This is a genomic window from Methanobacteriaceae archaeon, from assembly GCA_030656015.1.
GTDB lineage: Archaea > Methanobacteriota > Methanobacteria > Methanobacteriales > Methanobacteriaceae > UBA349.
In genome coordinates this window covers 31,055-57,788 of the sequence record JAUSNX010000011.1, presented here as the reverse complement: position 1 = coordinate 57,788, position 26,734 = coordinate 31,055, and the positions used below count along the sequence as shown (strand labels likewise).

The following is a 26,734-nucleotide window of genomic DNA, read 5'->3' as shown; positions in this document are numbered from 1 at the left end:
TCCCATCCCATAAAGTCCAGCTATACCTCCAAAACCAACAATAGCCGCAGTACTAATAAATGTAGCACCATAACTCATGGCCATAATATACGGGTGAGTGGTACGGCCGGCAACCATGAAATCTTCAGCAGTTTTAGTCCGCTTCCAAGCCACATAACCCGTGTAGCCAATTATAATCATATATACCAAAATAATAATTGATAATAATAATACATTCATATTTCACAAAACCCCATTAAAATGATTTAAAATTTAATCTATATATTTCAAATTAATATTTTATTGCTCTTTTATACTCATTTAATGTAGCCTCCATTTCAATCTCCAAGAATTATAATTACAAAAGTAATTATTAAAAATTTATTACTATCTAAACAATTATATTATTTAAAAATTCCCAAATGTGTTTTTTTTTTGAAGATTAATAAATTTAATTATAAATAAGTAAATATGATATTTAATAATAAAAATTTAGAATTTAAATTAATTCAAATTAATAATAAATAATTTGAGAAATATTTAAGAAAAATATTGTATTAAATTCATACCAATTCACTAATCAGTTGGATCCAGAAAAAATAAGCACAGGGATAACATGATATGGAACAAAGAAGCCGAATGCATGTCCGATGAAGAAAAAGAAGATTTACAATTAAAAAAATTAAAAGAAGTGGTAAAAAGGGCCTATGAAAATGTTCCTTATTACAGAAATCGTTTTGATAAATTGAATATCAAGCCAGAGGATATTCAAACTCTAAAAGACATTGAAAAATTACCATTTACCACTAAAACTGATTTAAGGGATGCCTATCCATTTGGAATGTTTGCAGTTCCTGAAGAAGAAATAATAGAAGTTCACACCTCTTCTGGAACAACAGGTAAGCCAACTGTATCCGGATACACCCAAAAAGACTTGGAAATATGGGGGGAGGTTATGGGAAGGGCCCTTACTATGGCCGGCGCTAGTAGGAAAGACAAAATACAAAATTGTTATGGTTACGGGCTTTTCACTGGAGGATTAGGTGTTCACTATGGAACACAAACCATTGGAGCAACAGTTATTCCCATATCTGCTGGAAACACTCAAAGACAGATAGAAATTATGCAAGACTTTCAAACCAGCATAATAACCTGCACACCCTCTTATGCACTGTATCTGGCCGAAGTTCTGGAAAAAAATGGTGTGGACATTAAAGATCTAAATTTAAAAGCAGGAGTCTTTGGGGCCGAGATGTGGACTGAAGAGATGAGAAAAGCTATAGAAGATCGTTTAGGCCTTAGTGCTTTGAATATTTACGGGCTAACCGAAATTATCGGCCCTGGGGTGGCCCAGGAATGCGAAGCAAAAAATGGACTGCATATTTTTGAAGATCATTTTTACCCAGAAATAATAGACCCTAAAACGCAGGAAACACTTGATGAAGGAGAAAAAGGCGAACTAGTTTTAACAACCTTAACCAGAGACGGTATGCCCATTCTTCGTTTTAGAACTAAGGACATAACTGCTCTAAAAAAAGAAAAATGTGATTGTGGTCGTACTCAAGTAAGAATGGACAGAATTACTGGCCGTACAGATGATATGCTAAAAATTAGGGGCGTTATTGTATTCCCATCACAAATAGAAAAGGCTTTGCTCAAAATAGAAGGCTTACACCCCCAATATCAAATTATTGTGACTAGGCCAAAACACTTAGATGAATTAGAAGTTCAGGTAGAGGCCTCACCCACCCTATTTTCGGATGAAGTGAAACATATAGAAGAAGTAAAAAAGATGATAGAGTATTATATACACAGCGAAATTGGTTTAAGAGTTAATATCAGCCTAGTAGAGCCAGAAAGCCTACCAAGAAGTGAAGGAAAAGCAGTACGAGTTATAGATAAACGAAATTTTGACTAAATATTTATTTAAAATTAAAGAGGGGATTAAATGAAATTAAAACAGATTTCTATATTTCTTGAGAATAAAGAAGGTAGGTTAAAAAAAGCCATAAACATTCTTTCCCAGAACAATATCAATATAAGGGCTCTTTCCATCGCAGACACCTCTGAATTTGGTATTCTGCGATTAATAGTTCCTGAACCAGAAAAAGCTCAGGAAAAGCTGGAAGAAAATAATTTTGTGGTTAAAGTTAATGAAGTAATTGCTGTGGAAGTCCCAGACCAACCAGGAGGCCTGGACAGCATATTGAGCATTTTATACGATTCCCAGATTAATGTGGAATACCTTTACGCGTTTGTAGAGAAAAATGAGGATAAGGCCATTGTAGTAATAAAAACCGAAAATATAGATGAAGGTATTGCTGCTTTAGAAGAGTCAAACATTAACATAATGTCTGCCGAAGACGTTAACAAACTTTAATTTATTTATTTTTTGAGAATTAAATCATAAAAATTAATAACTAATGATAAATAATTCAATATCATGGATTTTTTGAATAATATAACTGAACTGTTTAATAAAAACATTAATAGTCAAGAATCATTAAAGTCATTGATTAAAGAACATGGATCATTACTTGAATGGCAGGAATTATTAAAAATACAATTGGAACAAATTTATTGGCCATCCAAGTATTCTGCTGCAATATTAATTATTTTTTCTATTTCATTTATCGTAATTTCACACATTCCGTTAGATATTTTTCCAAGTGTTAAATGGATAAACAGCGAAAACTTGGTTGCAATAGTTGCAGGAATATCTGCCCTAATTTTTGCACTACTTATTTTCGTGGCTCAACAGTTCAATAAAAACCATAAAGAAGCACGAGTACTGTTAAAAGAGAGTAAACTATATCCAATAGTAGTTTTAACTATTTTTTGTTTCTTTAATTTCATTTTAAACGGATCAAACGCCATAATAGCAATTTTTATAATATTTATTGGAATTCTCACAATCAATTCATTGTACAGTTTATTCAAAATTTTATTAAGTAAAAACAAGTTCTTTAACGAAAATATAAAATTAGTAACTGATTTATTTGAAAGAAGCATAGAATTAGCTATTGATGAACGTTTAGGCAATAATATATTATTAGAAAAAATTGAAGATTTCGAAATTGAGTATAATCCACTAATAATAAAAAATAAGCACCAATATCATGATTTCTATTCTTATAAAGAAGGCATTATTCAAGATATTAATTTAACTAAATTAAGATATTTTTCTGAAGAAGTTGAACGTGAGTCAAAGCAAAATGGTTATAGCTATTATGACAATGAGCCAGTTATCAACTCTGAGAATGATAATTTAGATAAAAATTCTATAAAAGAACCCAAAAGGTACAAACAGAATAATAATCGTTTTCTATTAAAAGGATATAAATCCGCTGTAAATGATGATGATGTTCTAATTTGTGTTGAAAAATCAATTATTAAAGATGAAAAAATTCTAGAAAGTCTTAAAAAAAGAATAAATGATATTTTTATTATAAAAAGTGAAGACGAGAATTTCTCAGAAGAAATAAAATTAGAGCTAAATGACTGGAAAGAACAGTTCATTAGCGCTATAAAAAATGAAAATTTAAGCAAAATAGATGAAGCATATAAAATTTATCCTAAATTAGAAGAAACTTTCATAAATTTACTAAATAAGTATGGAAGCAATTATAATTTTGAACAAGCCCAAAAAGAAAGAAATGCATTATTTGGAGGGTGGAATGAAGTTAGATGGCTTTCTGAAGATATAAGATATATTTTCAATACAGCTATGGATTCTGATAATCAGGAAATTATACGGAAAGTAGGATATTTACCAATTTTAATCGCCAATAAAGCTTTAGATTTAAATGACCATTACTTTTTTCAAGAATTTATTAGTTTTGTTATTCCACTGTATATGAATTCTAAACAAAAACCTGATGATTTGAAATCCTTTATGATTGATAGATCCTGGAGATATTTGAAAGAAACTTCGCAAATAGTAGAAATGAAGTTAGAAGAGCTTGACAAGAAAGAAAACGAATTAATTTCTTTAAAAAACTTTGCAATATATATTTATATAATATTTCAATATCTTTTAGAAAAATCTATAAAAGTAAATGACTTAAAAACATTTAAAACATTTAATTCTGTTTTCAATAAATTATTTACTCATTTTGATCCGTTAAATGATTATATGGATTTAGAAGACGTAGAATGGGAGTTACAATGGATCAAAGATTACGGTGGAGATCCAGATGAAAAAATAAATCTTGAAATGCAACTCAAAAATAAAAAAGAACTTGAAAATATCATAACTGAATTAAATGAAAGAAAAAATCAGATGATTTTTGGTTTAGCAACTTGGATATTTGGTAAATATCAGCAACAGAATTATCTTAAAGAATTTTATTTAGAAATAATCAATTCATTACCTGAAAACTTTTTAGATTTTACCGAAGTATTTCTATCAGCACATACACTTGAAGCAGACGATTTTTGGAATTGGGATCGGTGGGAATCATATCCAGAAGGGGAAGTAATAGTTATTGATACAATGGGCAAATTAGAAAAGTTTTATTTGATTAGGTCACTTCAATTATTAAATAATAAAAAACTAAAAAAAAGTGATTTGAAGTTTTCTAATGAAAAATACAATCATGATATGTATCTTTTAGCAAAAAATAACAGATTTATTAAATTTTTAGACAATATTCCTAAAAATCGGGACAAATGGAAATCCATATTAATTTCAGATGAAATTAATCAAATAAAAAATTTTAAAGAAATTTTAAATGAATATGTGACCATATGGGAAGAAATAGAAAAGAGAAAGATGAGAGAAGGTAAATTAGATCAAAATAAAATAGATAAATTCAGAAAAGATGTTTTAAAAAGATTTAATGAAGTAATAATTCTTAGAAATATTTTTGAACATTTCAATCTATATGAAAATAAAATAAAAGAAGTTTCACAAAATAATATAAAAATTGGGCTAATACAAATGGATGATAAATCAGTATTCTTCGATGATTGGTATGTTAATTATCCAAATTCTGGAATTAGATATGGTAATAATTTAGCTCGTGGAGAAGAATCATCCATTTTAGAAAATATCCTAAATAATTGTAAAAAAATTGAAAAAAAGATGTTTAAAAAAACTTTGGAAAAAATTAGTTCATCGGACATAATTATAATAGTTACAGGTTTCAATTCAAGTGAATTCATTATGAAATCCAAAAACTTTTTTGGAAAATATGATAATAAAGTTCCAAAATTAGATTTAAATAAGATGAAAGGATTTAAAGGATATCATAAATCTAATGAGAATAATATACCTGTTTTTAGAGTTTTTAATGCGCAAAATGATAGTTTAATAATATTAAATAAGTCCAAATTTGGAAAATTAACACAATATTATCCTCTAAACAAATTGGAAGATCAAAAATTTATGAGAAGCATGTTCTACATGAATATTAGGGCTTTTTCTGATGATAAAAGCTTAATGAAAGAATATTTAACTGCTTCTATTGATTGGTTAAAAGATATTGGAAATGATGAAGAACAAAGAAAATATCTTGAAGAAAAAGTATTGATAGAAATTTATGAAAAATTCGAATTCGTGAAAGAAGAAGGTTTTGAAGGCTATTTCATTGATTTTAGTAAAGATAATTGATATTAAACTGAGGAATAAGAATGGAAAAATCTTTTGAGATAAAAAAAATATGCACCAATCTTAGACCCGGCAAGGTAGCAGTTCTTGTCCATAAAGGTCATGGATGGCAGGAAAAATGTTTAGAAATAATTGAAGTCTTTAGTGAGATTTGGGGTGGGCAAAAAAACTTCATCGTTCCTACAGATGGAAAAACAATACTTGAAGAATTCTGGATTTTACTTGAAAAATTTGATCCAGATTACATTTGTATTTACAATACTAAAAACGGAACTATTAACAAAATATCAGATGAATTGAAAGAAGAACTTTTGAAAAGATTAAATCCTTTTTTTGATCGAACTGACAACGATCCGATTATGAATTATTTTTTCAATTCAAGTTGGCCTTTGACATTTTTACCAGATATTATTCCCTTTGCAGAAAATCTCAAAAGTGAAACCATTTATAATCCAATTATTAACTTACCCATTGCAGAATGTCCAAATTATATGAAATTATTAGTACATTCCGTTCTAGGAAAAATATCAGATGATTACACTAAAAAAATAGAAGAAATAGATATTAAGATTCAAGATAACGATTTTAGTGAAAAAAATTTACATGATTATTTAAAATGGGTTTGGAATGAAGAACCAAAAACTGATTATCCTTTTTATTATTCCATGTTAAAACTCGAATCGTATCATAAAATTAGCGATTCAGATAAAATTCGAAAAGCGCCAGTGATAACAGTTATAGGAGATTCTATAAATGATTTTTGTTTATATTATAACTTATCTAGTCTAAGGAAAGACGTTTTTTGGGCTCCTTTTTCATTAATTAAAGATTCATTGATTGCTCGAAAAAAAAATAATCATGCTGGGAAACATTTGGGTCTCAAAATGACCTCATTTAACTCATATTTATCTTGGGAGCTCGAAAAAAGGATTAATCATGGTCATTCAGATAAAAAAATTGTTTTTACAAGTATCTCAAAGTCTAAACATAAAATAAAAAAATTAATAGAATCAATTCATTCATTAAAAACAATTGAAAAGTCTGTTTCTATTTCAAAAAATGTTAAATCCCTACTACCCTACATTCAACGTGTTTTAGAATATGATAATGAGTCAAATTGTTATATGGAACAGTTTATTGATTCAAAAAATATGAATCCCATTAAAACGCCTCTTCCAAGAAATTTTAATCATCGAAGTTTTGATAAGCATTATTGGATAACAGAATTTAATATTGAAAACTATAAACTTCCACCATTATCCAATTTAAGCGATTCAATCGAATCAAGACTATACTCTAACAATGAAATAAGGATCTCGGAAAATGGTATTGCATATTTTTGTCCATTTACTGCGACATTTGGTGAACGTATAGAAAAATACGTTGCTAAACCATATATTAAATTATTAAGTGCATTTGAGATCTTCAAAAAGGTATTTGATGATTTAGAGTATATTGTTATTACCTCCGACAAAGGTAATTATGAAAGAGAAAGTACTGAAAAGTTTGGATCATTAGTAAAATTAACTAAATTTTTAAAAGAAGAGAAATATCAAATTCTTTTTAATACTTTCATTGAAAAAAAGAACCCTGAATCTCCAGAAGATGGAATATTCTTAAAAGATGATTGTAGAATGTACTTAAGTTCAAAATCTATTAGAAATATCATTGGTGATGAAGTAGATCAAATAATAAATGATTTTATTAAAAAAGATATTTTACACAGAGGATTCATTTTTAAATGTGAAAAATGCAAATATACTGGCTGGTATGACATTGAAGATGTTGATATCAAATTTAAATGCAGAAGATGTAGAAAAATTCAATATTACGACTCTAAACACTTAGCTAGGCAAAACCCCATTGAACCAGAATGGTTCTATAAATTGGATGAATCGATTTATCAAGGATATTCCAATAGCATGATTGTTCCTATTTTAACTTTATATAAACTAAAGGAGTTAAGTAGTGAAAGTTTTTTATACACAAATGAAATCGAAATTAGAAAAAAAGAACTTCCTGATAATCAATATAGGGAAATTGATATTTGCTGCATATCCGATGGAAAAATCATTGTTGGAGAATGTAAAATAGATAATAAACTTGAAGATGTTGAAATAGAAAAATATAAAGAGATTTATCAAGAAATTGGAGCAGATAAAATAATATTTAGTACTTTTGATGAAAAAGGATGGTCTGAAGGTACTATTAAAAAATTTGAAAAAATATTAGGAAATGAAGTTAAATTTGAGGTATTTAATAAAAAAGATTTAATTTCCTAAAATTTATCAACAAAGTCAAATCCATCTTCAAAAGCCCTCATATTAATAGGCATGCTTTTTTCAGGCAAATTGTTTCTCATAGATTCCAGTATCAATTCTTTTTTTAGTGGAAATCCATCCACTGCCGTGGCCGCCCCCAACATCACCATATTCAAAGAAAGAATATGGCCGGCTTTCTTGGCAATCTTTTCTGCATCAATAGCAAAAACATGATTTGATTTAGACTCCAGGTTCTCAATTATATCCGAAAGTTCAGGATAAGGATTTTCACTGGCAGATATATTAAAAGGCATTATAGAAGATGTATTAAAAATTATAGCTGTGTTTTTATTAGCTTTGGGTGCTGCACGAACAGCTTCCAAAGGTTCAAATGCCAGTAAAAGATCAGCTTTGCCTTCCTCAATGATAGAACTTTTTGAATTGCCAATTTTAAGTTCTGTGGAAACAACCCCTCCTCTCTGGGCCATTCCATGGATCTCACTCATTACCACACCATTTTCTCCAGCAATAGCTGCTTCACCAATGACAATTGATGTTTTTATAATTCCCTGGCCACCTACGCCACAGATATAAATATTATATGATGATTCATAAGTTGAAGAATTTAATATGCCCTTTGAATCCCGGAATTTATTGAGGGATTTGTAATTGAGGGAGTTATTAATATTATCATTTTTAAACTCGGATTTACCACACTGATCACTGTTTAATTTATTATTACAGTTACATTTTTCCATGAAAATCACTTCCGGACTCTAATAGCTTTTTCTGGACACATTTGGACACAAACTGTGCATCCCTTACAGGCCATGGCATCAATTTCTATGGATTGCTCCCCGGAGGCCTCAGTCTCATAGATCGCTGGGCAGGCCATTTTAGAAATACATCCCATACATTGGCTGCATTTTTCAGAATCAACTGCCATTACTGCTTTTTTAGTTTCCTTTTTAGAAGTTTCTTTATTCTTTATCAAAACACAAGGATATCTGGAAATGATTACTGCCACACCATCATATTTTAATGCTCGCTCAAAGGTATCCACCGTCTTTTTAATGCTCAAAGGATTAATAGTCTCTACAAATTCAGCTCCAGTAGCCTTGACCATGTTTTCTATGGAAATTTCCGGTGCTGCGTCACCCATTCCATCAATAGGCAATCCAGGGTGAGGTTGGCCGCCAGTCATGGCCGTAGTACGATTATCCAGAACCGTTAGCACAAAATTGTGCTTATTATGAACTGCATTAATGAGTGGCGGGATTCCAGAATGGAAAAAGGTAGAATCACCAATAAAACAGACAATATTCTGATTAGTAGCTTTTGAAAACCCACAACTAGTACCAATACTGGAACCCATGGCTAAAAGGTAATCTGCCGCTTTGTAAGGAGATTCAATTCCTAAAGTATAACATCCAATATCTGTAGGGAAAATTAAATCTTCCTCATTTATATTAAGATTTTCACGGGCCTTTCTAATGGAATAATATACTGCTCGATGAGGACACCCTGGACAGAGCGTAGGTGGCCTATTAGGGAGTGCTAAATCATCTAAAACTTTATTTTTATTGGTTTCTAAATTAGAATCTTGAGCTTCGCTTTGACTTTCAGTCAAATTTAAAACTTTATTTAGTGTTTCTTTAACAATATCCTGATTAAATTCATAAATGAGAGGTAATGAATCATCCAGCTTTCCATGAACCTTTTTACAAAGTCCTTCAGCACCTAAAATCTTTAATATCTCATTTTCCATTATAGGATCGACTTCTTCAACAACCAGCAATTTATCCAGGTTCTGAGCAAATTTTAAGATAATATCTTTAGGAAAAGGATAAGTAAATCCAAGTTTTAATAAAGGAATATTGAGGCCCATTTCTTCAACTACATCAAAAGCATAATTGAATGCACTGCCACTAGCAACTATGCCTAAATTTGCTCCCTTAAAGTCAAAATCTAGATCTAAATTTGAATCTGAGTCTTCTTTAATCACTTGTCCATTATAATAAATTATATTCAAATCAGAACTGTTGGAAACTTCTAAAATGTTTTCCATTTTCTCCACTAAGTCTTTGTGCATGATTCTGGCCGTTGCCGGGACAGGCACAAACTGTGATGGATTTTTATGGAAAAATCCTTTAGAATTAGAATTATTCGATCCCTTAATTTCATTATTCTTTCTTTTAGATTGTGGAATACCTTCTAATTCTACAATTCCCCTCATATGGGAAACCCGAGTAGTAGTCCTTAGCAAAATAGGAATTTGAAACTCTTCTGAAATTGTATAACCGTATTTCATAAAGTCTTTGACTTCTTGAGGATTAGAAGGCTCCAATACAGGTAAGTTAGCCAGTCGAGCATAGTGACGATTGTCCTGTTCATTTTGAGATGAAAACATGGATGGATCATCTGCAGAGAGAATAATCATTCCTCCCCGAACCCCAGTATAGACCACACTCATAAATGAGTCAGAGGCCACATTTAGACCAACATGTTTCATGAAAGTAAATGAGCGGACACCTGAAGCTGCAGCAGCCGCAGCGACTTCCATGGCCACTTTTTCATTGATAGAAAATTCAAAGTAAACACCGGCATCATTTGCTATTTTTGAAAATACATCCCCAATTTCTGAAGAAGGAGTACCTGGATAAGTGGCAGCTAATGAAATTCCTGCCTCCAATGCTCCCCTTACCGCGGCTTCATTACCCAGCAAAAACAGTTTTTCTCCGGATTTACCTTGGACGATCTCTTTAAGATTCATTAAATCACCTTAATCATTTTTAAGTTAAAATATAGTTTATAATGCAATTATTTTAATTATAATCTATTTAATGTCTAATATATTTCAATGGTCTAATGTAAAAAACGGGTAGCATAAAGTAATTGAACCTAAATTTTATAATTCAATTTTAAAATGCATATTTAATTTATTATTATCTAAAATTGTACTTCTTGAAATATAAATGCTATTAATATTTGAATCTAATTTTGAATTAATATATTAAAAAATAGGCCAATTATGTCTCTAAAACATTAATTTTAATGAAATTAGCTTACTGATCATAATTAAATAATATTTTGATTAATTCAACTATTTCAGTTTTCAAAAATATTATATCCTATATTACACAATATTTTAAATATATTAAATCTAAAAGAAGTGAAAAATATTATTAATTGGATATTAATAATTAAATAAAATAAATATTGAGAAATAGATATTAAAATTAATTATAAATATCAAATATTGCTGTTTTTACGATTTACTTACAAATAAGCAATTAAATAGAAATTATTCTAAATATCCATAAATTTTAAAAAATAGCATATCAAGTTTAAAAAATTATAAGTTTAATTTAATTTAAAGCATTAACTGGAGATAAAAATGATAAAAATCAAGGTTTTAAGATTTGATCCGGGAGTAGATTCTGATTCCCATCTGGAAACTTATGAAATAGAAGAAAAAGAAAAGATGAAGGTACTGGACGCCCTTAATTTTATAAATGACAATTATGGTGCTAATCTTGCATTTAGAAGCTCTTGTAGAGCCGGCCAGTGCGGTTCATGCGCTTTAAAAATGGATGGAAATATTGTTTTAGCATGTAAAGCTGAAATTCAGCCAGATTCTATCATAGAACCTTTAGATTTTCCAGTCCTGAAAGATCTTATTGTTGATAGAAGTGAAATAGAAGAAAAAGCTGAAAAAATGAGGCTTTTTCTAAAAAAGTGTGGAAATGAATCTTTAACAAATGATTCAGCTAAGACATGTCCTGAAATCATCCCTGCCCATGAATGTATTGATTCTAAAAAATTAAGGAGTTGTATTGAATGCTTCTCCTGTTTATCTGCATGTCCAGTTATAAAAGAGAGCTCAGAATATGCAGGACCATATTTCATGAGGTCCTTATCTAAGTTTGCTTTAGATCCTAGAGACACAGGAGATAGGGCATTGAATGGGTTTGAAGAAGGACTCTATTGTTGTACCACTTGTGGAAAGTGTGCGGAAGTTTGTCCAAAAGAAATCAGCATTCCCGGAGATGCCATTGAAAAATTAAGGGCCATTGGTTGTAGAGAAGATGTGGGGCCACTGGAACCTCATAAGAAACTTAAGCAGACAATCATGGAAACAGGTAGATCTGTAGATCCTCTAGAAAAAAGTTTCATAAAGGCCGTAAATGATTCAACTACCTTATCAAACTCCGACAAAGCTCAAGATTCTGATAAATTTCTTGATTCTAAATCTCAACCAAATGTAGCCTTCTTTACAGGTTGTCTAGTAGATTATCGAATGCCAGACATTGGTTTCGCTCTTTTAAAAGTTCTCCAAGAAAATGGAATTAAGGTAGATGTTCCTGAAAATCAGGTCTGCTGTGGTTCGCCTATGATAAGAACCGGGCAGCTAGATGCGCTTGAAAATCTAGTAGAACAAAACAAAAAGGCATTGAGTAAATATGATACCATAATCACTGTCTGTGCTGGATGTGGGGCCACACTAAAGAAAGATTACCCTAAATTCGGTGCTGAATTTAATGTAATGGATATCAGCGAGTTCCTTGTTGATAAACTAGATATGTTCAATACTAAGCCAGTTAACATGAAAGTGACCTATCATGACCCCTGCCACCTTTCTAGAAGTCAGGGCATTCGCTTAGAGCCCAGGAAAATATTAAGCAAAATTAAAGGTTTAGAATTCATTGAAATGAATGAACCCAACCAGTGTTGTGGTTCTGGAGGAGGAGTTAAATCTGGAAAACCTGAAATTGCATCTGCTTTAGGTGAGAAAAAAGCAAAAATGATTGGAAAGCTGGATGTAGATGCAGTAGTTACCATATGTCCTTTCTGCCAAATACATATCCAAGATTCTCTGAATAAAGAGGGATTAGGCCATATAAAGGTTCTAAATATCCTAGAATTATTAGATATGGCTTATAGCTCGGATTGATAATAAAAAATCGAAATAAGTTATTGATGGAAATGATTTATGAAAAGAATTGAAAAAGGATTTGAAGAATTATAAACTCCTTTACCAAAATCACCATTAATCCAACTATATCAATTATTCATTAATTAATTCACTATTTTTTAGTTATTTTCAGGAGATAAAAATGGAAAAAAAAGATTTTTTAAAAGATAACATCTACGTGGTATTTGTAGAGCCAGAATCTCCAGGAAATATTGGTTTTTTAGCCAGAACTATGAAAAATTTTGGTCTTTATAATTTAATTCTTATAAATCCATGTGATCTAAAAAAAGAAGCTTATTTTCAGGCCATGCACGCACGTGAACTGGTAGAGCACGCTGAAATTCACAAATCTATTCCAGATTTACTTGCATCAAAACAAATAGATTTTATAATAGGTACGACTGGAACTCCGGGTGGAAGTTACAAATTATCACGTATTCCCCTAAAACCACAACAACTCGCCGAATCCATACGTACAGAAGGTAAAATAGCATTTTTATTTGGAAGAGAAGGTGATGGATTATATAATGATGAAATAGAAATTTGCGATGCAGTAGTAAGCATTCCCACAGATGAAATTTATCCCATTATGAATATAACTCATGCTGCAGCCATTATTTTCTATGAGATATTCAAAAATAGAAATGAATTTAATGTAGAAGGCCTAGAAGAGGCCTCTCTAAGCGAAAAGGAATATTTAATAGAAGAAATGGAAGAAGTTGTAGAAAAATTGGATATTCCTCCGCACAAAAAGAAAAATGGTACTAAAACTTTTAAAAACATTCTAGGCCGTGCGTTTATTACTGGAAGAGAAGCCCATACTCTTAAAGGTATTTTAAGAAGAATAAATGGTAAAATGGAGTGATTTTATTATAAAGTTTATTATAAAAATTTTAATAAATTTTATTCAAACTAACATAACCGTATTAATAAATTGATTAAATAAATAATAATTAAAATTATTAGAGTTTAATCAATTGTGAATAAAAAATTAAAACATTATCAAAATTGCATATTCTAAAATATTCTAAAAAAGGGGATTAAAAATGATATTTGGGCTGGGGCCATTAGAATTAGCAGGAATATTAGCATTTGTAATCATATTATTCTTTTTACCTAAAATTATGCGAATAAGGATGATTTCATCCATAAATAGAACTGTTAATGAGTTAGAATCCATAGTAAAAGAAGCCCAAGATATTCTGGTAAAAATTTCCAACAAACAGGAAAATCCATTGAAAGATCCTGAAGAATCCGTAGCCAGATTTATTGAATTTTTTATAGTTCCTCCTATGAATCTAGATCCCCAAGGCCTGGTAAAAAAGTTTGATAAAATTCTGGAGTTAGGTGAAGCTCGTTTCAAAGATATGGCATATGAAATCGCCCCTGAAGCCGATGAGGAAACTAAATCAAATATAATTATGGTAATAAAAGCTACCATTGGCCTTAATGCTGTAACCAAATTGGTTAAACATAATATGGAACTGGCCCGGAAAACAGGCAACCTCCAACTTATGTTATCTCTCCAAATGAGTCTTTCCATACTTATGAGAATGGTTAAAGCTCAATTTGAAGGCACTAAATCATTTTCAGAAGGTTTACCTATTTGAGATGGAATTGGACCCCTGATTGCTGGAATATTAATTGATAACCTTAATTCTGGTAATCAGAAGAGTGATTTAGACGATTTAGGAGATATAATTTCTTCAAATCACGAATTTAAAGGTCGTAAATTAATTATTCTTAGAGCTAAAGGACCCGGCGCAAGAGTGGGTCCTGTAGGGAAAATAGCAACTGAAATTATTGAAAAAAATGATATAAGTCGAATTATCAGTTTAGATGCGACGGCCAAGCTTGAAGGGGAAAAGACTGGAAGGCTAGCAGAAGGGATTGGGGGTCGTTATAGGCGGTTTAGGAATAGAAAAATGGCTAATAGAAGAAAAAACAACATCAAATGATATTAAAATTGACGCCATTGTCATCAAAATGAGCCTGAAGAAGCCATAAGTCAAATGAGTGAAGAAATTGCAGAAAGCTCCCAAATGGCAATAGATATTCTTAAAAAATCAATTATACGTTCACCTGAAGGATCAAACATCTTAATAATTGGAGTGGGCAATAGTTCTGGAATCCCCAACATCGTAAGTGATATTTCTGAAATTGAATTTAAAAAACCTAATAAAAGCTAATGAATTAAAAAAAAAAGCTAAAAATAAACAATTTAACCATCTATAACTTAAAAATCTTATAAACAAGTATATCGTTAAATTGAGTGCTAGTATTGATTTCCTAGTATTGATTTTATCTAATTAATATTTTCAAAGTATAATTAACCATACACCTTTAAAAATTCGTACATTTAAAATATAAAACAGATGAAATTAAAATATCTAATCTTAAATTCAAGAAAATAAATAGTTAAACTCTATTGAATTATTTAAACTCAAATAAAATGATTAAAGACACCAAAAGACAAGAGGGCAAAAAATGGCAATTCTAAGTGACACTGATATAAAAAAATATTTAGAAGATGGTTTAATATTGATTGATCCATTGGAAGACCCTGAAAGACAAATACAACCTTCTTCTGTTGATTTAAGAATTGGAAGTGAGTTTAAGGGGTTTAAAATAATTAGGAAACCATTTATAGACCCTAAAGATAAGTCAGACATGGATTCTTACATGGAATCTTTTCATATTGATGAAAGTCAGCCATTTATTATACATCCTGGAGAATTTGCACTGGCCACAACTTTTGAAACTGTTCGTTTGCCAGATAATTTGGTAGCTCGCGTAGAAGGTCGTTCTTCCATGGGGCGATTAGGAATAACCATGCATGTAACTGCAGGTTACATAGACCCTGGTTTCCAAGGTAAAATTACTTTAGAAATATCTAACATTGGTAAAATGCCAGTAGCACTATATCCTGGCCAAAGAGTGTGCCAGATAGTCTTTGAAACCATGACTTCACCTGCCAATAAACCTTATGGGCACCCAGACAGAGATAGTAAATATATGGGTCAAACCAGACCAGAATCAAGTAAAATCAAGCATGATTACGAATTAAAGAATAATAAGCTCTGATTAAGACATGGTTCTCATAAAATAAGCCAATTTAAGAAAATTAATGGCTAAAAATATTAAATTAATATTTATTAAATATTATCAAATATTATTAAAATAAAAATTATTAATTTACTTAAATTCAAATTCATTAGGAGATGATTAGTATAAAACATGAAAATGTCATGAATGTGGCCAAAAAAAGAGGATTTTTATGGTCATCATTCGAAATATACTCCGGAGTATCTGGTTTTGTTGATTACGGCCCATTAGGTGCCGTTTTAAAAAATAACGTCATGCAAAAATGGAGAGACTTTTATGTAGTTGGCGAAGGATTCTATGAAATCGAATCTCCTACCATCATGCCTGAAGAAGCTCTGAAAGCATCAGGACACGTTGACCATTTTACAGATCCCATGGCTGAATGTAAGGAATGTATGGATGTATTCCGAGCAGATCACGTGGTAAAAGAGGCCATAGGGCATGAAGTGGAAGGTTTAGAAAATCAAAAAATTACTGAAATTATCTCTGAAAATGAAATAATGTGTCCCAAGTGTGGAGGCCATCTCACCCATGTTTGGAGTTACAACTTAATGTTCCAAACATTAATCGGAGCAAAGGGCAAAAAAACAGGTTATATGAGGCCTGAAACAGCTCAAGGAATTTTTATACCATTTAAAAGACTTTTAAGGTTTTTCAGAAATAAATTACCATTTGGTGTAGTTCAACTGGGTAAAGCTTATCGGAATGAAATTTCTCCACGACAGGGCGTTATCAGACTAAGGGAATTTACACAGGCCGAAGCAGAGATCTTTGTAAACCCGGAGGATAAAACCCACCCTAAATTTTCCCAGATAAAAGCTGAAAAACTGAGTTTGTACTCTTCAGACTGTCAGTTAGCCACCGAAGAACCATTAAAGGTCACAGCTCAGGAAGCACTAGATAATAAAATTGTTTCCAGTGAAATGTTAATATACCAGCTTTATCTGGCCCAGAAGTTTTTAAGAGAAATAAGAATACCTGATGAAGCTTTAAGATTCAGACAGCACCTTCCAAGCGAAATGGCTCACTATGCAATCGATTGCTGGGATGTAGAGGTTCAAACGGATAATTATGGCTGGGTGGAAATAATTGGTATTGCTGACAGAACAGATTATGATTTAAAATCACACAGTGAACACAGCAGTGAAGATTTAAGAGTATTCATTGAATATGATGAACCAAAATCAGTTAAAAAGAGTATTGCTAAACCTAATATGAGCATATTTGGTCCTGCCTTTAAAGGAGCAGCTCCCCAGTTAATGAAAGTCTTAGAAGAGTCAGATGCTGAAAAAATTCAAAAATCATTCCAGGAAAATGGTAATTTCCCAGTAGAACTGGATTCTACTTATGAAATACTGCCAGAACATGTGAATTTCGAAGAAGTAGACGAAGTAATTAGGGGAGAAAAAATATTCCCCCATGTAATTGAGCCATCTTTCGGAATAGATAGAATAATCTATTCACTTTTACTACACTCCTTCCAGGAAGAAGAAGATCGTTCTTATTTCAAATTAGCCAAAGACATTGCTCCTGTAGGAGTAAGTGTTTTTCCTTTGCTAAATAAAGAAGGAATGGTAGAAATGGCCTTAGAAATAAAAGATACTTTAAGATCTAATGGTTTCATAGCAGAATACGACTCTTCAGGGACTATTGGCAGGAGATATGCTAGATCAGATGAAATTGGAGTCCCATTTGCCATTACTATAGATCACGAATCGCTGGAAGATAAAACAGTTACTATAAGAAATAGGGATGATTCCAAACAATACAGAATTCCTCTGAAAAGAGTTCCAGAAATTATTTCAGATCTTTTGACTTCGAAAAAAGAATTTGAAGGCCTATCTAAAGAGTTATACAAAATTTAAGCTCTTTAATCAAATTTTTATTTTTAATTTTTACCCATCTATTTATAATATTAATTAATTACATTACAGGAGTTATTTCATTTAATTGATTGAAATTTTTATAATTCCAATTATCATATTAGTTTTATTTAGATTTTAATCCATGATTCATCTGTTTTATAGCTGTTTTATCCATCTTTTCACCAAGATTATTGTAATGTTGAAAAAGACTATTTCCCCAATCTAAAGCAGATATATTATGGCCCATTAATAGACAAGATGTGTCATAGACTCCATTTTCAAAGAATAAACCTAGAGAAGCTAAATTTTCAGATACCACACAAGCAACTTCCAAATTAACCGGAACTACCCATATTTCTAAACTACCTACTTTAACAAATTTTAACACATCGGAACTATTAAATTGTTCTATAAATTGTTTTAAAATATTTTTATCAAGAATTAATTTTACAAACCCTCCATTTACTAAAATTCTTTGAATTGCATCAGTATGTCTTGAAAAACAAACTGGTAAAACCGCACATATATTCTTAGCATTAGATAACAGTTCTAAGTATTTAGTAAAAGGTTCTTCTAAATTATCCAGCTTTACTTCAACTAAGTAAGATTCACTAAGCATATGTATATTTTTTTGTAATTTTAGGGGTATTCCATTTAAATTATGATTTTTCCAGAAAATTTGTTGCTTTTTTATGGTTTCCAGTTTTTGCATAATCTTTATCAAATTTAATAAAATAATTTTTCCCTTGGAAGTTATGTAAGAATTATCTCCCCTACGAACTATCCACTTCTTATTTTCAAGTTGTCCTAAACCATGAATTATTGTAGAAGAAGCAATTCCAGTTTTATCTCTCAAATATGCCAATTTTTTAGGGCCATCATACAAACTAAGTAGAATTTTAGTTCTGACATTGGATACAGCCAAGAACTTTATATCCTCAGGTTGATTTTCTAAATAATGAGAATTATCTATAAACAATTCATTTCCCCCTATGAAACCATGATTTTTGCCAGATTAGTAATTCCCACTTTTTCTGACCTTTGATAATAATAGTCAAATAGCCTTTTTGTCCAGTCAATTGCATCTTTGTTTTTACTTACTAAATCTCTATTTTGATCATAAGTTCCATCATCACTAAAAAAGCCTAATGAAACAAAATTATCAGCCACAGTAAATGCTATATTTAAATCACCAGAATAGCGCCGAAGTTCGAGATTTTTATTAGTAATAGAACCAGTTATTGTTTTTAAATCAGATGTAGTGACTGTTCTCTTAATTATATCATCTGTAAGAATCAAACATGAATTTACATCTGTTTTAATCAAATCCTGGAATAAAACCGTGTAATCTGGATGTGAAATAGGGGAAACACCAAATATTTCTTTTGATTCAGATAAAAGATTAATAAAAGTATTATGAGTTTTATAAATATCCACTGGAGTTGATTGAACAAGTTCAGAATCAAAAAATACGCCCATGTCTTGAATTAGAAAATCAGGAATACCACTGATATCATGATCTAATAATAAATCTTCAAACCTATTTGAAAAAGTAGTTGATTGCTGAAAATCAATGATAGAATCCAGCTTTAACTTGCAAAAACTTGTTATTTCAAATTTATTTTCTACTTTCTTAACTAAATTTTCTTCAACTAAACGTTTCATATTATTAGAAATGGTCGCAAAACTTAAATTATGTGTCTCATTTATTTCTTTCATAGATTTAGGGCCTTCTAAAAGACTAAACATGATTTTTAGCCTAATTTTAGATTTAACCATGAATTTTAAGTCATCTTGAATCTGATCATGTAGCTCAAAAAGATTTCTCATCTAACAGTTCCCCCTATAGAATAACTATATTTGTATGTTACTTACTTAAAAAGATTAGTAGAAAATTAACAGTTAAATAGATTTCATTAACTAAAGATGGTGATACCATGATAGATGCACATATACATGCAGACACACGACCTTATGAAGATTTTGAAAAAATGGCAATATCTGGAATAGATAAAGCCATTACTTGTGCCCACGATCCTCTGAGAATGACAACATCCGAAGTAGTACTTGATCATTTCCATAGGCTTGTGAGTAATGATGTTAAAAGAGCTAATGAAAACGGATTAAAATTATATGTTGCCCTGGGGTTGCACCCTCGAAGTATCTCAAAAAATCATGAAATTATAATTCAAGCCTTACCAAATTTACTTCAAAATAATTTAATGGTCGCTATTGGAGAAATTGGACTGGAAAAAACTTCTAGTGAGGAAATAAATGTTTTTATTGAACAGTTGAAAATTGCAGATGATTTAAAAGCTAAAGTAATTGTGCATACACCACGAACAAATAAAAAAGAAGTTACAAAAACCACTAAAAAGATTATTTTAGAAAATATCAATCCTAAACTTGTTATAATTGACCATATAGATTTTGATATAGTAAATGACCTTATTGATCAAGATTTCACTCTGGGAATTACAGTACAGCCCCGGAAAATGGCCCCCCAAGATGCAGTTAATCTATTGAAAGAATATGGGACTGACAAATTTGTTTTAAATAGTGATATAAGTTCTTCACCTTCAGATCCACTTTCTGTTCCAAAGACAGTTCACCAAATGAGATTAGCTGATTTTAAAGAAAAAGATATAGCAAAAGTATCTGAAAAAAATGCTTCGGCCTTTTTTAATATTTGAACATTTATAAAAAAATAACTTAAAATGAAAAATCCATAATTTAATAATAAAATTCAGCTTTAAAAAATTTAAATGCCACCTAATTTACCAATACACTCTGCTGCAGATGAAGTGGCAAATTTTAAACAGGAATTTAGCGATTTTTTCTTCAGCCATTGAGATATAAACCCTGCTGCAAAAGCATCACCTGCCCCAGTAGTATCTATCACCGGAACAATTTTAGCAGGACATTTAATTATTTCTTTTTTGTTGTGTAAAATAGAACCTTTATCCCCTAAAGTTATTACCACTAAGGGAATACCATTCTCAATTAAAAGATCTATTCCTTTATTTAATTCCAAGCCAGTTAATATTTTAACTTCTTTTTCATTCAAAAATAATATATCGGTGTTAGCTAATACTGGTTCCAGCTTATCCAATCCGAAAGTAGAAAGTAGGGCCCCCGGTGCAAAACATAACTTATTAGAATGTTTGGCTGCAGCATAAGCAACTTCCCAGTACGTTCCACCAAGATAAATCATTTCAGCAGATTTTATATAGTCCAAATCATCTTTAGAAAGATTTAATTTTTCATTTGCTCCCATGAATGAGTAAATAGATCTTTTTCCGCTACCATCAACACTAATAAAAGCCATACCGGTAGAATCATCTATTTTTTCTATCCTGGAAGTCTCAATACCTCTTTTAGAGAGTTTATCAAGTATGATTTCACCATGATAGTCATTTCCAATTTTAGCAATTATTCCTGAATTTAATCCATTTAAAGAGGTTTTAATTGCGAAATTTAAGGCTGAACCCCCCGGAATCTTTTTAACTTCTTCAATATACATTTCTCCATCAAGTTCAACAAATTTTGGAACTTTTAAAATAAAATCCATATTGCATGTGCCTACGGAAACAACGTCTAATTTCAAAATTACACCTGAAAACTAATTAAATAAAAAAAACGATCTCAAAATAAAAAAGAAATAAAATAATATGATTAAAAGATTTAAATTATCTTCTGCCCATTAAACCATCAATTAACTTGATAATAACACCTTTTTTATCTGGTTCTATTGGGTGGTAATGTTCTCCAATCAAGTCTGCTGCTAATTTCATTATAGCATTAGATGTAGGAGATTTTGGATTTTTAAGAACAATTGGTTCACCAAAAGCCGCAGCCCTACTCACTTCGTGATCATCGGGAATTACAGCAATTACTGGAACTTCTAGAATTGTTTCAACCTCATCAACAGTCAAAAAGGTCCTATCATGCTGTTCCCGATTGATTACAACACCAATGATATTCACACCAAGCTTTGTGGCAATAATTTTAGTTTTGAGTGCGTCACTTATAGACGGTACTTCAGGAGTAGTGACTAATATAAGCTCATCTGCAGCAGCCAATGCTGCAAGTGCATCTTTTTCCAATCCAGCGGGAGCATCAATTAATAAAATATCAGTACCTTCCATTAATCTAGATAATGCATCTTCTAAACGGTCTAATTTAACATTTCGAAGGCCCTCTAAAGATATACCTGCAGGTACAACTCTAACCCCACTAGGTCCCTCATAAATCGCATCTTCTATTGAAGCTTCACCAGCCAGTACTTCATGTAAAGTTACTGATTTTCCTTCCATACCTAAAATAAGTTCCAGATTCGCCATTGCGATATCTGCATCTAAAACCACTACACTTTCCCCAAAAGTAGATAGTGAAACTCCCAGGTTGGCAGTGATGGTTGTTTTACCAACCCCTCCTTTACCTGAAGCAACAGTAATAACCCTGGTCATTTAATACCTCCTGATTACTCTCTCATAAATATTTGTGAATTCAAATAGCTTTGAATCAATATAACGATATTATAATAATTTATAGATATCTCAATACTTAAATAGTCATCTATAACTTAAGTCATTGATTGGAAATAAACGATGCAAAAGCAAAAAATCAATGAATATTAAAAATATAAAAATTCAAATTAATCATCTAAAATATAAAAATAATAGAAAAAGTATTTTAAATTATTAATTATTAGTGAACAATTTCAATATTAATATCAAAATTCTCTACAATTTGTGGATACTCTCTAAAACTTTTACGTATCTCCATTTCCACAATATCCAAAACTTGATATTTTAGATTTTCTATAACTTTAGATTCACCCATGATCCTAGAAAAAAGACCTTTTCCTTCATATTCGGATATTATTTTTATTTTACCACCTAATTCACGAGTGTTCTCTAAGAATACCATGACTTCAGTACCCTTAATTTTAGGTACTGCCATGACAGATTGTTTTATTCTGTTCATTAAAGTCAGTTCAATCTTTTCCAAGTCACTGCTGCTGACAGTTCCCCCTTTGTAGGTATCTAAGACCTTATCAACCTCTTCTTCCTGAATATCCTTTAGCCCATATTTTTTCATGAGTTCTTCACGATCAATAGGAATTGCTTCTTCTTCTTCGATTTCATCAATATCCAATTCAGGTTCAGACTCAACAACAGGCTCCTTAACAACCTCCGCCTCAACTAAAGGTTCATTAACAGGCATTTGTTTTTCAGATTTTGAAGAAAATTCTTGTTTTCGGTCATATTCTGCCCTTTCTTCTGCTTCAATCTTAGCAATTGGCTGACGATAGCTGGCCTCTTTAGGATTGAATAATCCATCATCATAATCCAAATCATCTTCATTAGTATCTCCTTCCATATCAGAAGAAGATAATTTTGGACTGGGTTGCTCCTTTTCAATCTTATAAGCCTTGTTTAAGTCCATTAAATAGCTTATTTGAGATGGTTTCAAATCAAAAACTTCAATTAAACTATCGCTCTTTTCCATAGCTTTTTCTATTTTGATCACAGCTTCATTTTTTAAAAAACGATCATAAGAAGCTGCAACTGGTTGCCCATCTTCAAAAAGAATATAACCCTCTTCAGAACCATGAGTAATACGAATAAAACCATCATAGCTTTTTTCATACATTTTTTCCATAAGATCTGAAAATTCAAGCTCATCTGCATAAGAAACCTGAGAAGGTTTAGTAATTGGTAATTCCATTTCTCTACCCCGTATATATGGAGAGAATTAAATAAATAATATAAATCCCCCCATTAGAATTTAAATCAATAATTTGAATGTTAAACATTCATAATCAAAATCATGTTTTAATCTTTCCTTATGAGTTTTATTTCAGGAGGAGTAATAATTAAAACATTTTTCCCATTTTTACAAAGAAGTATAACTTCCACACCAATTCTTTTACGTAGATCATTGAGCTTTTCACCAGCTAACTGAAAATCTTCAGGAAGTTCATTTTCCAAATAACTCATATCCAGAATAATAGGGTTCTTTTCTTCAGATATCTGATTTATAGCGTAGTCAATATCATCCATGTTCTTAGCTTTCATTAATATAATCTCATAAAATGAATGCTCAGGAACAATTATTGTATCAGGATCTTCTTTTTCTTTTTCATCCTCATCTAAGCCCAGGTTTTTCTTAACAAAATCCATCATATCCTTCATTTAATCTCCCCTAAAAAATCAATAATTACATTTAATAACTGTGAAGAGCCACCATTTTTTACATCAACAGCTGGAAGCCCATATTCCGATTCATATTTCTCAATTTGTCCTTTTGCATCCACATTCCTCAAATTAAGAGAAATTCCAACAACTTTTGTGGGCTCTACAGATTCAATAGCTCTTATCTCATCCAAGACACCCCTAGGTTGTCGATAAGGGTGGTTTGGCCGGTGACATAAAACTGAAACCTCTGGTGAAGAACCTATTAAAATAGAAGCCGATAAACCCCTAGGGTGTGGATTACCCAGTTCAGTCAAGCTGGATTGGCTTTCAACAAAAATAATATCTGGATTTTTTTCATCTTCCAAATATTTAATTGAACCTATGATTGAAGAAGCAATATCCATTACGGATAAACTCCCTGCTCGGAAATTAAGATCTACAGGTTGTTCTAATCCCATTTCATCAGTTGAAATTACACCAACTTCCATGCCAGCATCCATAGCAGCTTTTCCAAGCAAACGAGTTGTAGTTCTTTTACCACATTCCTGTGATGTTCCACCCACATATACTACTGGAGTTTTATGTTGATAATTAATCTTAGGTAGCATTTCACAACATTTGGATGGTGCAACACCAAATAAGTTATCTATAGTATCTAATCTAGGGCTTATTTCCTTAATTAAAACATTTTTTTGCTCAGCAAACTTCAAAAGAGCTGTATTTTCAGCCACAGATAAAGACCGGAATGAAGTAACCACATTTTTTCCTTCATTTATTGCCTGAACTGCATATTTCAATGCGGAACCCTCAGCACCTATAGGCAACATTATGGCCACGCTTTTAGCTTCTGTTTCATTTAATAAGCCAATTAAGTCAGAGGAGACTGAAAATCCACAGAAAAGTTTTCCATGTTTAGAAGGATTGTCATCTACAAATCCAACTGCCTCTACGCCTTCAAAATTAGAAAACTTTTCTCCTCCACCTCCGCATCCTATGACAATGAATGGATTAAGGTTTTGAAGTTCTTCCACAGAAGATACTATGTACAAAGAATCACTCCTTAGATAATTATAATGAAATCAAATAGAAAGTTTAATTACTTATTAATTCTTATTTATATTAATAAATGATTAAAGCATATATACTTTAAGGAAAATAATCTATTTAGTGATGGAGGCATTAGAATGATAGCGAGGATACTTAAAGATTTAGGTAGGATCAACGGGGTAAATGGTTCTTTGGTTGTAGGAAAAGACGGTCTGATTATTGAAACTGAGGTGCCTTCAGATATAGATTCTGAATTAGTTGCAGCTATGTCATCTGCGGTTTTTGGTACAGCAGAGCGGTCTGCAGAAGAAATGAAACATGAACCCCTAGAACAAGTAATGATTGAAGGAACTAGAGGAAAAACATTGATGATCGATTCGGGTGAAGGAATTTTGGTTCTTATTACTGACGTCGATATTAATCTGGGACTTATCCGAATTGAAATGAGGAGAAGTGCAGAGAGGGTAAAAGATCTGTTAACATAATAACAAATATTTTATTTAATAAATTATTATTTTAAATCATTATATTTGTTATTTTTAATTGAATCTTTTTTATTGCTAATTTTTCATTTTATTTAATTTTAAATCGTTAATTATACTAATTATAAAGTTTAAAGTAATTGTAATAAATAATTATTTATTTAATACTAATAATTTTAATCACAGTTTGGGGAGTAATAATTTGAAAAAGCCCTATGTAATATTAATTGGAAGTGCTTCTGGAATTGGAAAATCTACTGTAGCTTCTGAGTTGGCCAAAGAGTTAGGCATAAAACACCTTATTGAAACTGACTTTATTAGAGAAATTGTTAGAGGAATTATAGGGCCAGAGTATGCCCCTGCACTACACAAATCTTCTTTTGATGCATATACTACCCTAAGAAATAAAGAAAAATTTAAAGATAATAAAAAAGATTTGATTAAAGCTGGTTTTGAAGAACACGCTTCATTTGTAATTCCAGCTATTGAAAAAGTTATAAAAAGAGCAGTGGATGATTTTGATGATGTTGTGATTGAAGGAGTTCACCTGGTTCCAGGATTAGTAAATATTGAAAAGTTCAAAGATGATGCATCCATACACTTTTTCATTTTATCTGCTGATGAAAATGTTCATAAAGAAAGATTCGTAAAAAGGGCCATGAAAATAAAGCGGGGCGGAAAACACTTGGAATATTTCAAAGAAAACAGAATAATCCATAATTATCTCGTAGAAAAGGCTAATGAACATGTTGTTCCTGTAATCAATAATCAGAGCATTGAATGTACTCTTAAAAGAATGTTATCCATTATAAGAGAAATTTGTAAAGAAATGATTTTAAAACATTCCGTGGATAAGTTAAATGAAGAAATTAACATAGTCTTAAATAAGTATGGTGGAAGAATAGTGGATGTTTCTTACTTCCTTCCCGGCTTTGGAGAACCTTTAAGAAGAAAAGTAAATGTTTATGATCCAAGAGAAGCAAAAAGATTTGTTGATCAATTGAATCAAAATCCAAAACGTAAGAAAGACCTAGAAAAGCTTTATGAACTATCTAACAATGTTCACAGCCACAGAATATGTGCACCCGATATGGAGACTTTAGAAAAAATGGTGGATGATTTAGATAAAAGTGGACTGCTATTTAAACAGCAAAAAGACTATGAAGATGGTGTTGATGAAAATAACACCAATGCCTAATTTTTAAT

21 protein-coding genes and 1 pseudogene are annotated in these 26,734 nt (G+C 31.1%); 12 read left to right on the top strand and 10 right to left on the bottom strand.

Going from position 1 to position 26,734, the window contains the following annotated elements; all coding sequences use genetic code 11:
• The coding region (locus Q7I96_08520) for a sodium:solute symporter family protein (GenBank protein MDO9627649.1) at nt 1–219 on the bottom strand (219 nt) is incomplete at its 3' end.
• Nucleotides 220–595: 376 nt separating this feature from the next.
• Between Q7I96_08520 and Q7I96_08515 the strand changes: the two genes are divergently transcribed.
• The 4 genes from Q7I96_08515 (at nt 596) to Q7I96_08500 (ending at nt 7,872) form a co-directional block, all read left to right on the top strand.
• Nucleotides 596–1,897: a phenylacetate--CoA ligase gene (locus Q7I96_08515; GenBank protein ID MDO9627648.1), complete on the top strand. Its 1,302-nt coding sequence runs from the start codon at nt 596–598 to the stop codon at nt 1,895–1,897.
• Between the two features lie 30 nt (nt 1,898–1,927).
• Nucleotides 1,928–2,359, top strand: coding sequence for an acetolactate synthase (locus tag Q7I96_08510; GenBank protein MDO9627647.1), 432 nt, complete (start codon nt 1,928–1,930; stop codon nt 2,357–2,359).
• Between the two features lie 63 nt (nt 2,360–2,422).
• Complete coding sequence (locus tag Q7I96_08505; protein MDO9627646.1) at nt 2,423–5,593, top strand: hypothetical protein; 3,171 nt, start codon at nt 2,423–2,425, stop codon at nt 5,591–5,593.
• A gap of 20 nt (nt 5,594–5,613) precedes the next feature.
• The gene (locus Q7I96_08500; GenBank protein ID MDO9627645.1) at nt 5,614–7,872 is read left to right on the top strand and encodes a hypothetical protein; all 2,259 of its coding nucleotides are present in this window, start codon (nt 5,614–5,616) and stop codon (nt 7,870–7,872) included.
• On the opposite strand, the gene Q7I96_08495 is transcribed toward Q7I96_08500, so the two are convergent.
• Together Q7I96_08495 and iorA are read right to left on the bottom strand one after the other, a co-directional pair.
• Nucleotides 7,869–8,483 carry an indolepyruvate oxidoreductase subunit beta gene (locus tag Q7I96_08495; protein MDO9627644.1) on the bottom strand — a complete coding sequence of 205 codons (615 nt, stop codon included), beginning with the start codon at nt 8,481–8,483 and terminating at the stop codon, nt 7,869–7,871. The genes Q7I96_08500 and Q7I96_08495 overlap by 4 nt on opposite strands.
• 131 nt (nt 8,484–8,614) lie before the next feature.
• Complete coding sequence (iorA, locus tag Q7I96_08490; GenBank protein ID MDO9627643.1) at nt 8,615–10,624, bottom strand: indolepyruvate ferredoxin oxidoreductase subunit alpha; 2,010 nt, start codon at nt 10,622–10,624, stop codon at nt 8,615–8,617.
• Between the two features lie 624 nt (nt 10,625–11,248).
• Between iorA and tfrB the strand changes: the two genes are divergently transcribed.
• The 5 genes and pseudogenes from tfrB (at nt 11,249) to glyS (ending at nt 17,796) form a co-directional block, all read left to right on the top strand.
• Complete coding sequence (tfrB, locus tag Q7I96_08485) at nt 11,249–12,805, top strand: fumarate reductase (CoM/CoB) subunit TfrB (GenBank protein MDO9627642.1); 1,557 nt, start codon at nt 11,249–11,251, stop codon at nt 12,803–12,805.
• 163 nt (nt 12,806–12,968) lie between these two features.
• Entirely contained in the window at nt 12,969–13,691 is a 723-nt protein-coding gene (locus Q7I96_08480; GenBank protein MDO9627641.1) for a TrmJ/YjtD family RNA methyltransferase, read from the top strand.
• Nucleotides 13,692–13,872: 181 nt separating this feature from the next.
• A pseudogene (locus Q7I96_08475) lies at nt 13,873–15,015 on the top strand (DUF1512 family protein).
• A 298-nt stretch (nt 15,016–15,313) separates the two neighbouring features.
• Nucleotides 15,314–15,910: a dCTP deaminase gene (gene dcd / locus Q7I96_08470; protein ID MDO9627640.1), complete on the top strand. Its 597-nt coding sequence runs from the start codon at nt 15,314–15,316 to the stop codon at nt 15,908–15,910.
• Between the two features lie 146 nt (nt 15,911–16,056).
• Nucleotides 16,057–17,796 (top strand): glycine--tRNA ligase, encoded by a 1,740-nt coding sequence (gene glyS, locus Q7I96_08465; protein ID MDO9627639.1) that lies wholly within the window; start codon nt 16,057–16,059, stop codon nt 17,794–17,796.
• A gap of 124 nt (nt 17,797–17,920) precedes the next feature.
• Here the strand turns inward: glyS and Q7I96_08460 are convergent, their stop codons facing one another.
• Both Q7I96_08460 and Q7I96_08455 read right to left on the bottom strand, forming a co-directional pair.
• Nucleotides 17,921–18,775 carry a DUF1724 domain-containing protein gene (locus tag Q7I96_08460; protein MDO9627638.1) on the bottom strand — a complete coding sequence of 285 codons (855 nt, stop codon included), beginning with the start codon at nt 18,773–18,775 and terminating at the stop codon, nt 17,921–17,923.
• 11 nt (nt 18,776–18,786) lie between these two features.
• Nucleotides 18,787–19,626, bottom strand: a complete 840-nt coding sequence (locus tag Q7I96_08455; GenBank protein ID MDO9627637.1) for a DUF1724 domain-containing protein — start codon at nt 19,624–19,626, stop codon at nt 18,787–18,789.
• Between the two features lie 107 nt (nt 19,627–19,733).
• Between Q7I96_08455 and Q7I96_08450 the strand changes: the two genes are divergently transcribed.
• Complete coding sequence (locus tag Q7I96_08450) at nt 19,734–20,489, top strand: TatD family hydrolase (protein ID MDO9627636.1); 756 nt, start codon at nt 19,734–19,736, stop codon at nt 20,487–20,489.
• Nucleotides 20,490–20,557: 68 nt separating this feature from the next.
• On the opposite strand, the gene Q7I96_08445 is transcribed toward Q7I96_08450, so the two are convergent.
• From Q7I96_08445 to Q7I96_08425, 5 genes are all read right to left on the bottom strand, one after another.
• Nucleotides 20,558–21,403: a carbohydrate kinase family protein gene (locus tag Q7I96_08445; protein ID MDO9627635.1), complete on the bottom strand. Its 846-nt coding sequence runs from the start codon at nt 21,401–21,403 to the stop codon at nt 20,558–20,560.
• Between the two features lie 82 nt (nt 21,404–21,485).
• On the bottom strand, nt 21,486–22,265 hold the full coding sequence (gene minD / locus Q7I96_08440; GenBank protein MDO9627634.1) for a cell division ATPase MinD: 780 nt from the start codon (nt 22,263–22,265) through the stop codon (nt 21,486–21,488).
• Nucleotides 22,266–22,506: 241 nt separating this feature from the next.
• Nucleotides 22,507–23,529 (bottom strand): DUF2226 domain-containing protein, encoded by a 1,023-nt coding sequence (locus tag Q7I96_08435; GenBank protein ID MDO9627633.1) that lies wholly within the window; start codon nt 23,527–23,529, stop codon nt 22,507–22,509.
• Nucleotides 23,530–23,636: 107 nt separating this feature from the next.
• Nucleotides 23,637–23,996, bottom strand: coding sequence for a cell division protein SepF (sepF, locus tag Q7I96_08430; GenBank protein MDO9627632.1), 360 nt, complete (start codon nt 23,994–23,996; stop codon nt 23,637–23,639).
• Nucleotides 23,993–25,048 carry a DUF1611 domain-containing protein gene (locus tag Q7I96_08425; protein ID MDO9627631.1) on the bottom strand — a complete coding sequence of 352 codons (1,056 nt, stop codon included), beginning with the start codon at nt 25,046–25,048 and terminating at the stop codon, nt 23,993–23,995. Before Q7I96_08425 ends, sepF begins: the two co-directional genes overlap by 4 nt.
• A 135-nt stretch (nt 25,049–25,183) precedes the next feature.
• Here Q7I96_08425 and Q7I96_08420 point away from each other — a divergent pair, with 135 nt between their 5' ends.
• Both Q7I96_08420 and Q7I96_08415 read left to right on the top strand, forming a co-directional pair.
• Entirely contained in the window at nt 25,184–25,531 is a 348-nt protein-coding gene (locus Q7I96_08420; protein ID MDO9627630.1) for a roadblock/LC7 domain-containing protein, read from the top strand.
• 199 nt (nt 25,532–25,730) lie between these two features.
• Nucleotides 25,731–26,726 carry a 3H domain-containing protein gene (locus tag Q7I96_08415; GenBank protein ID MDO9627629.1) on the top strand — a complete coding sequence of 332 codons (996 nt, stop codon included), beginning with the start codon at nt 25,731–25,733 and terminating at the stop codon, nt 26,724–26,726.
• Nucleotides 26,727–26,734: the final 8 nt, after the last annotated feature.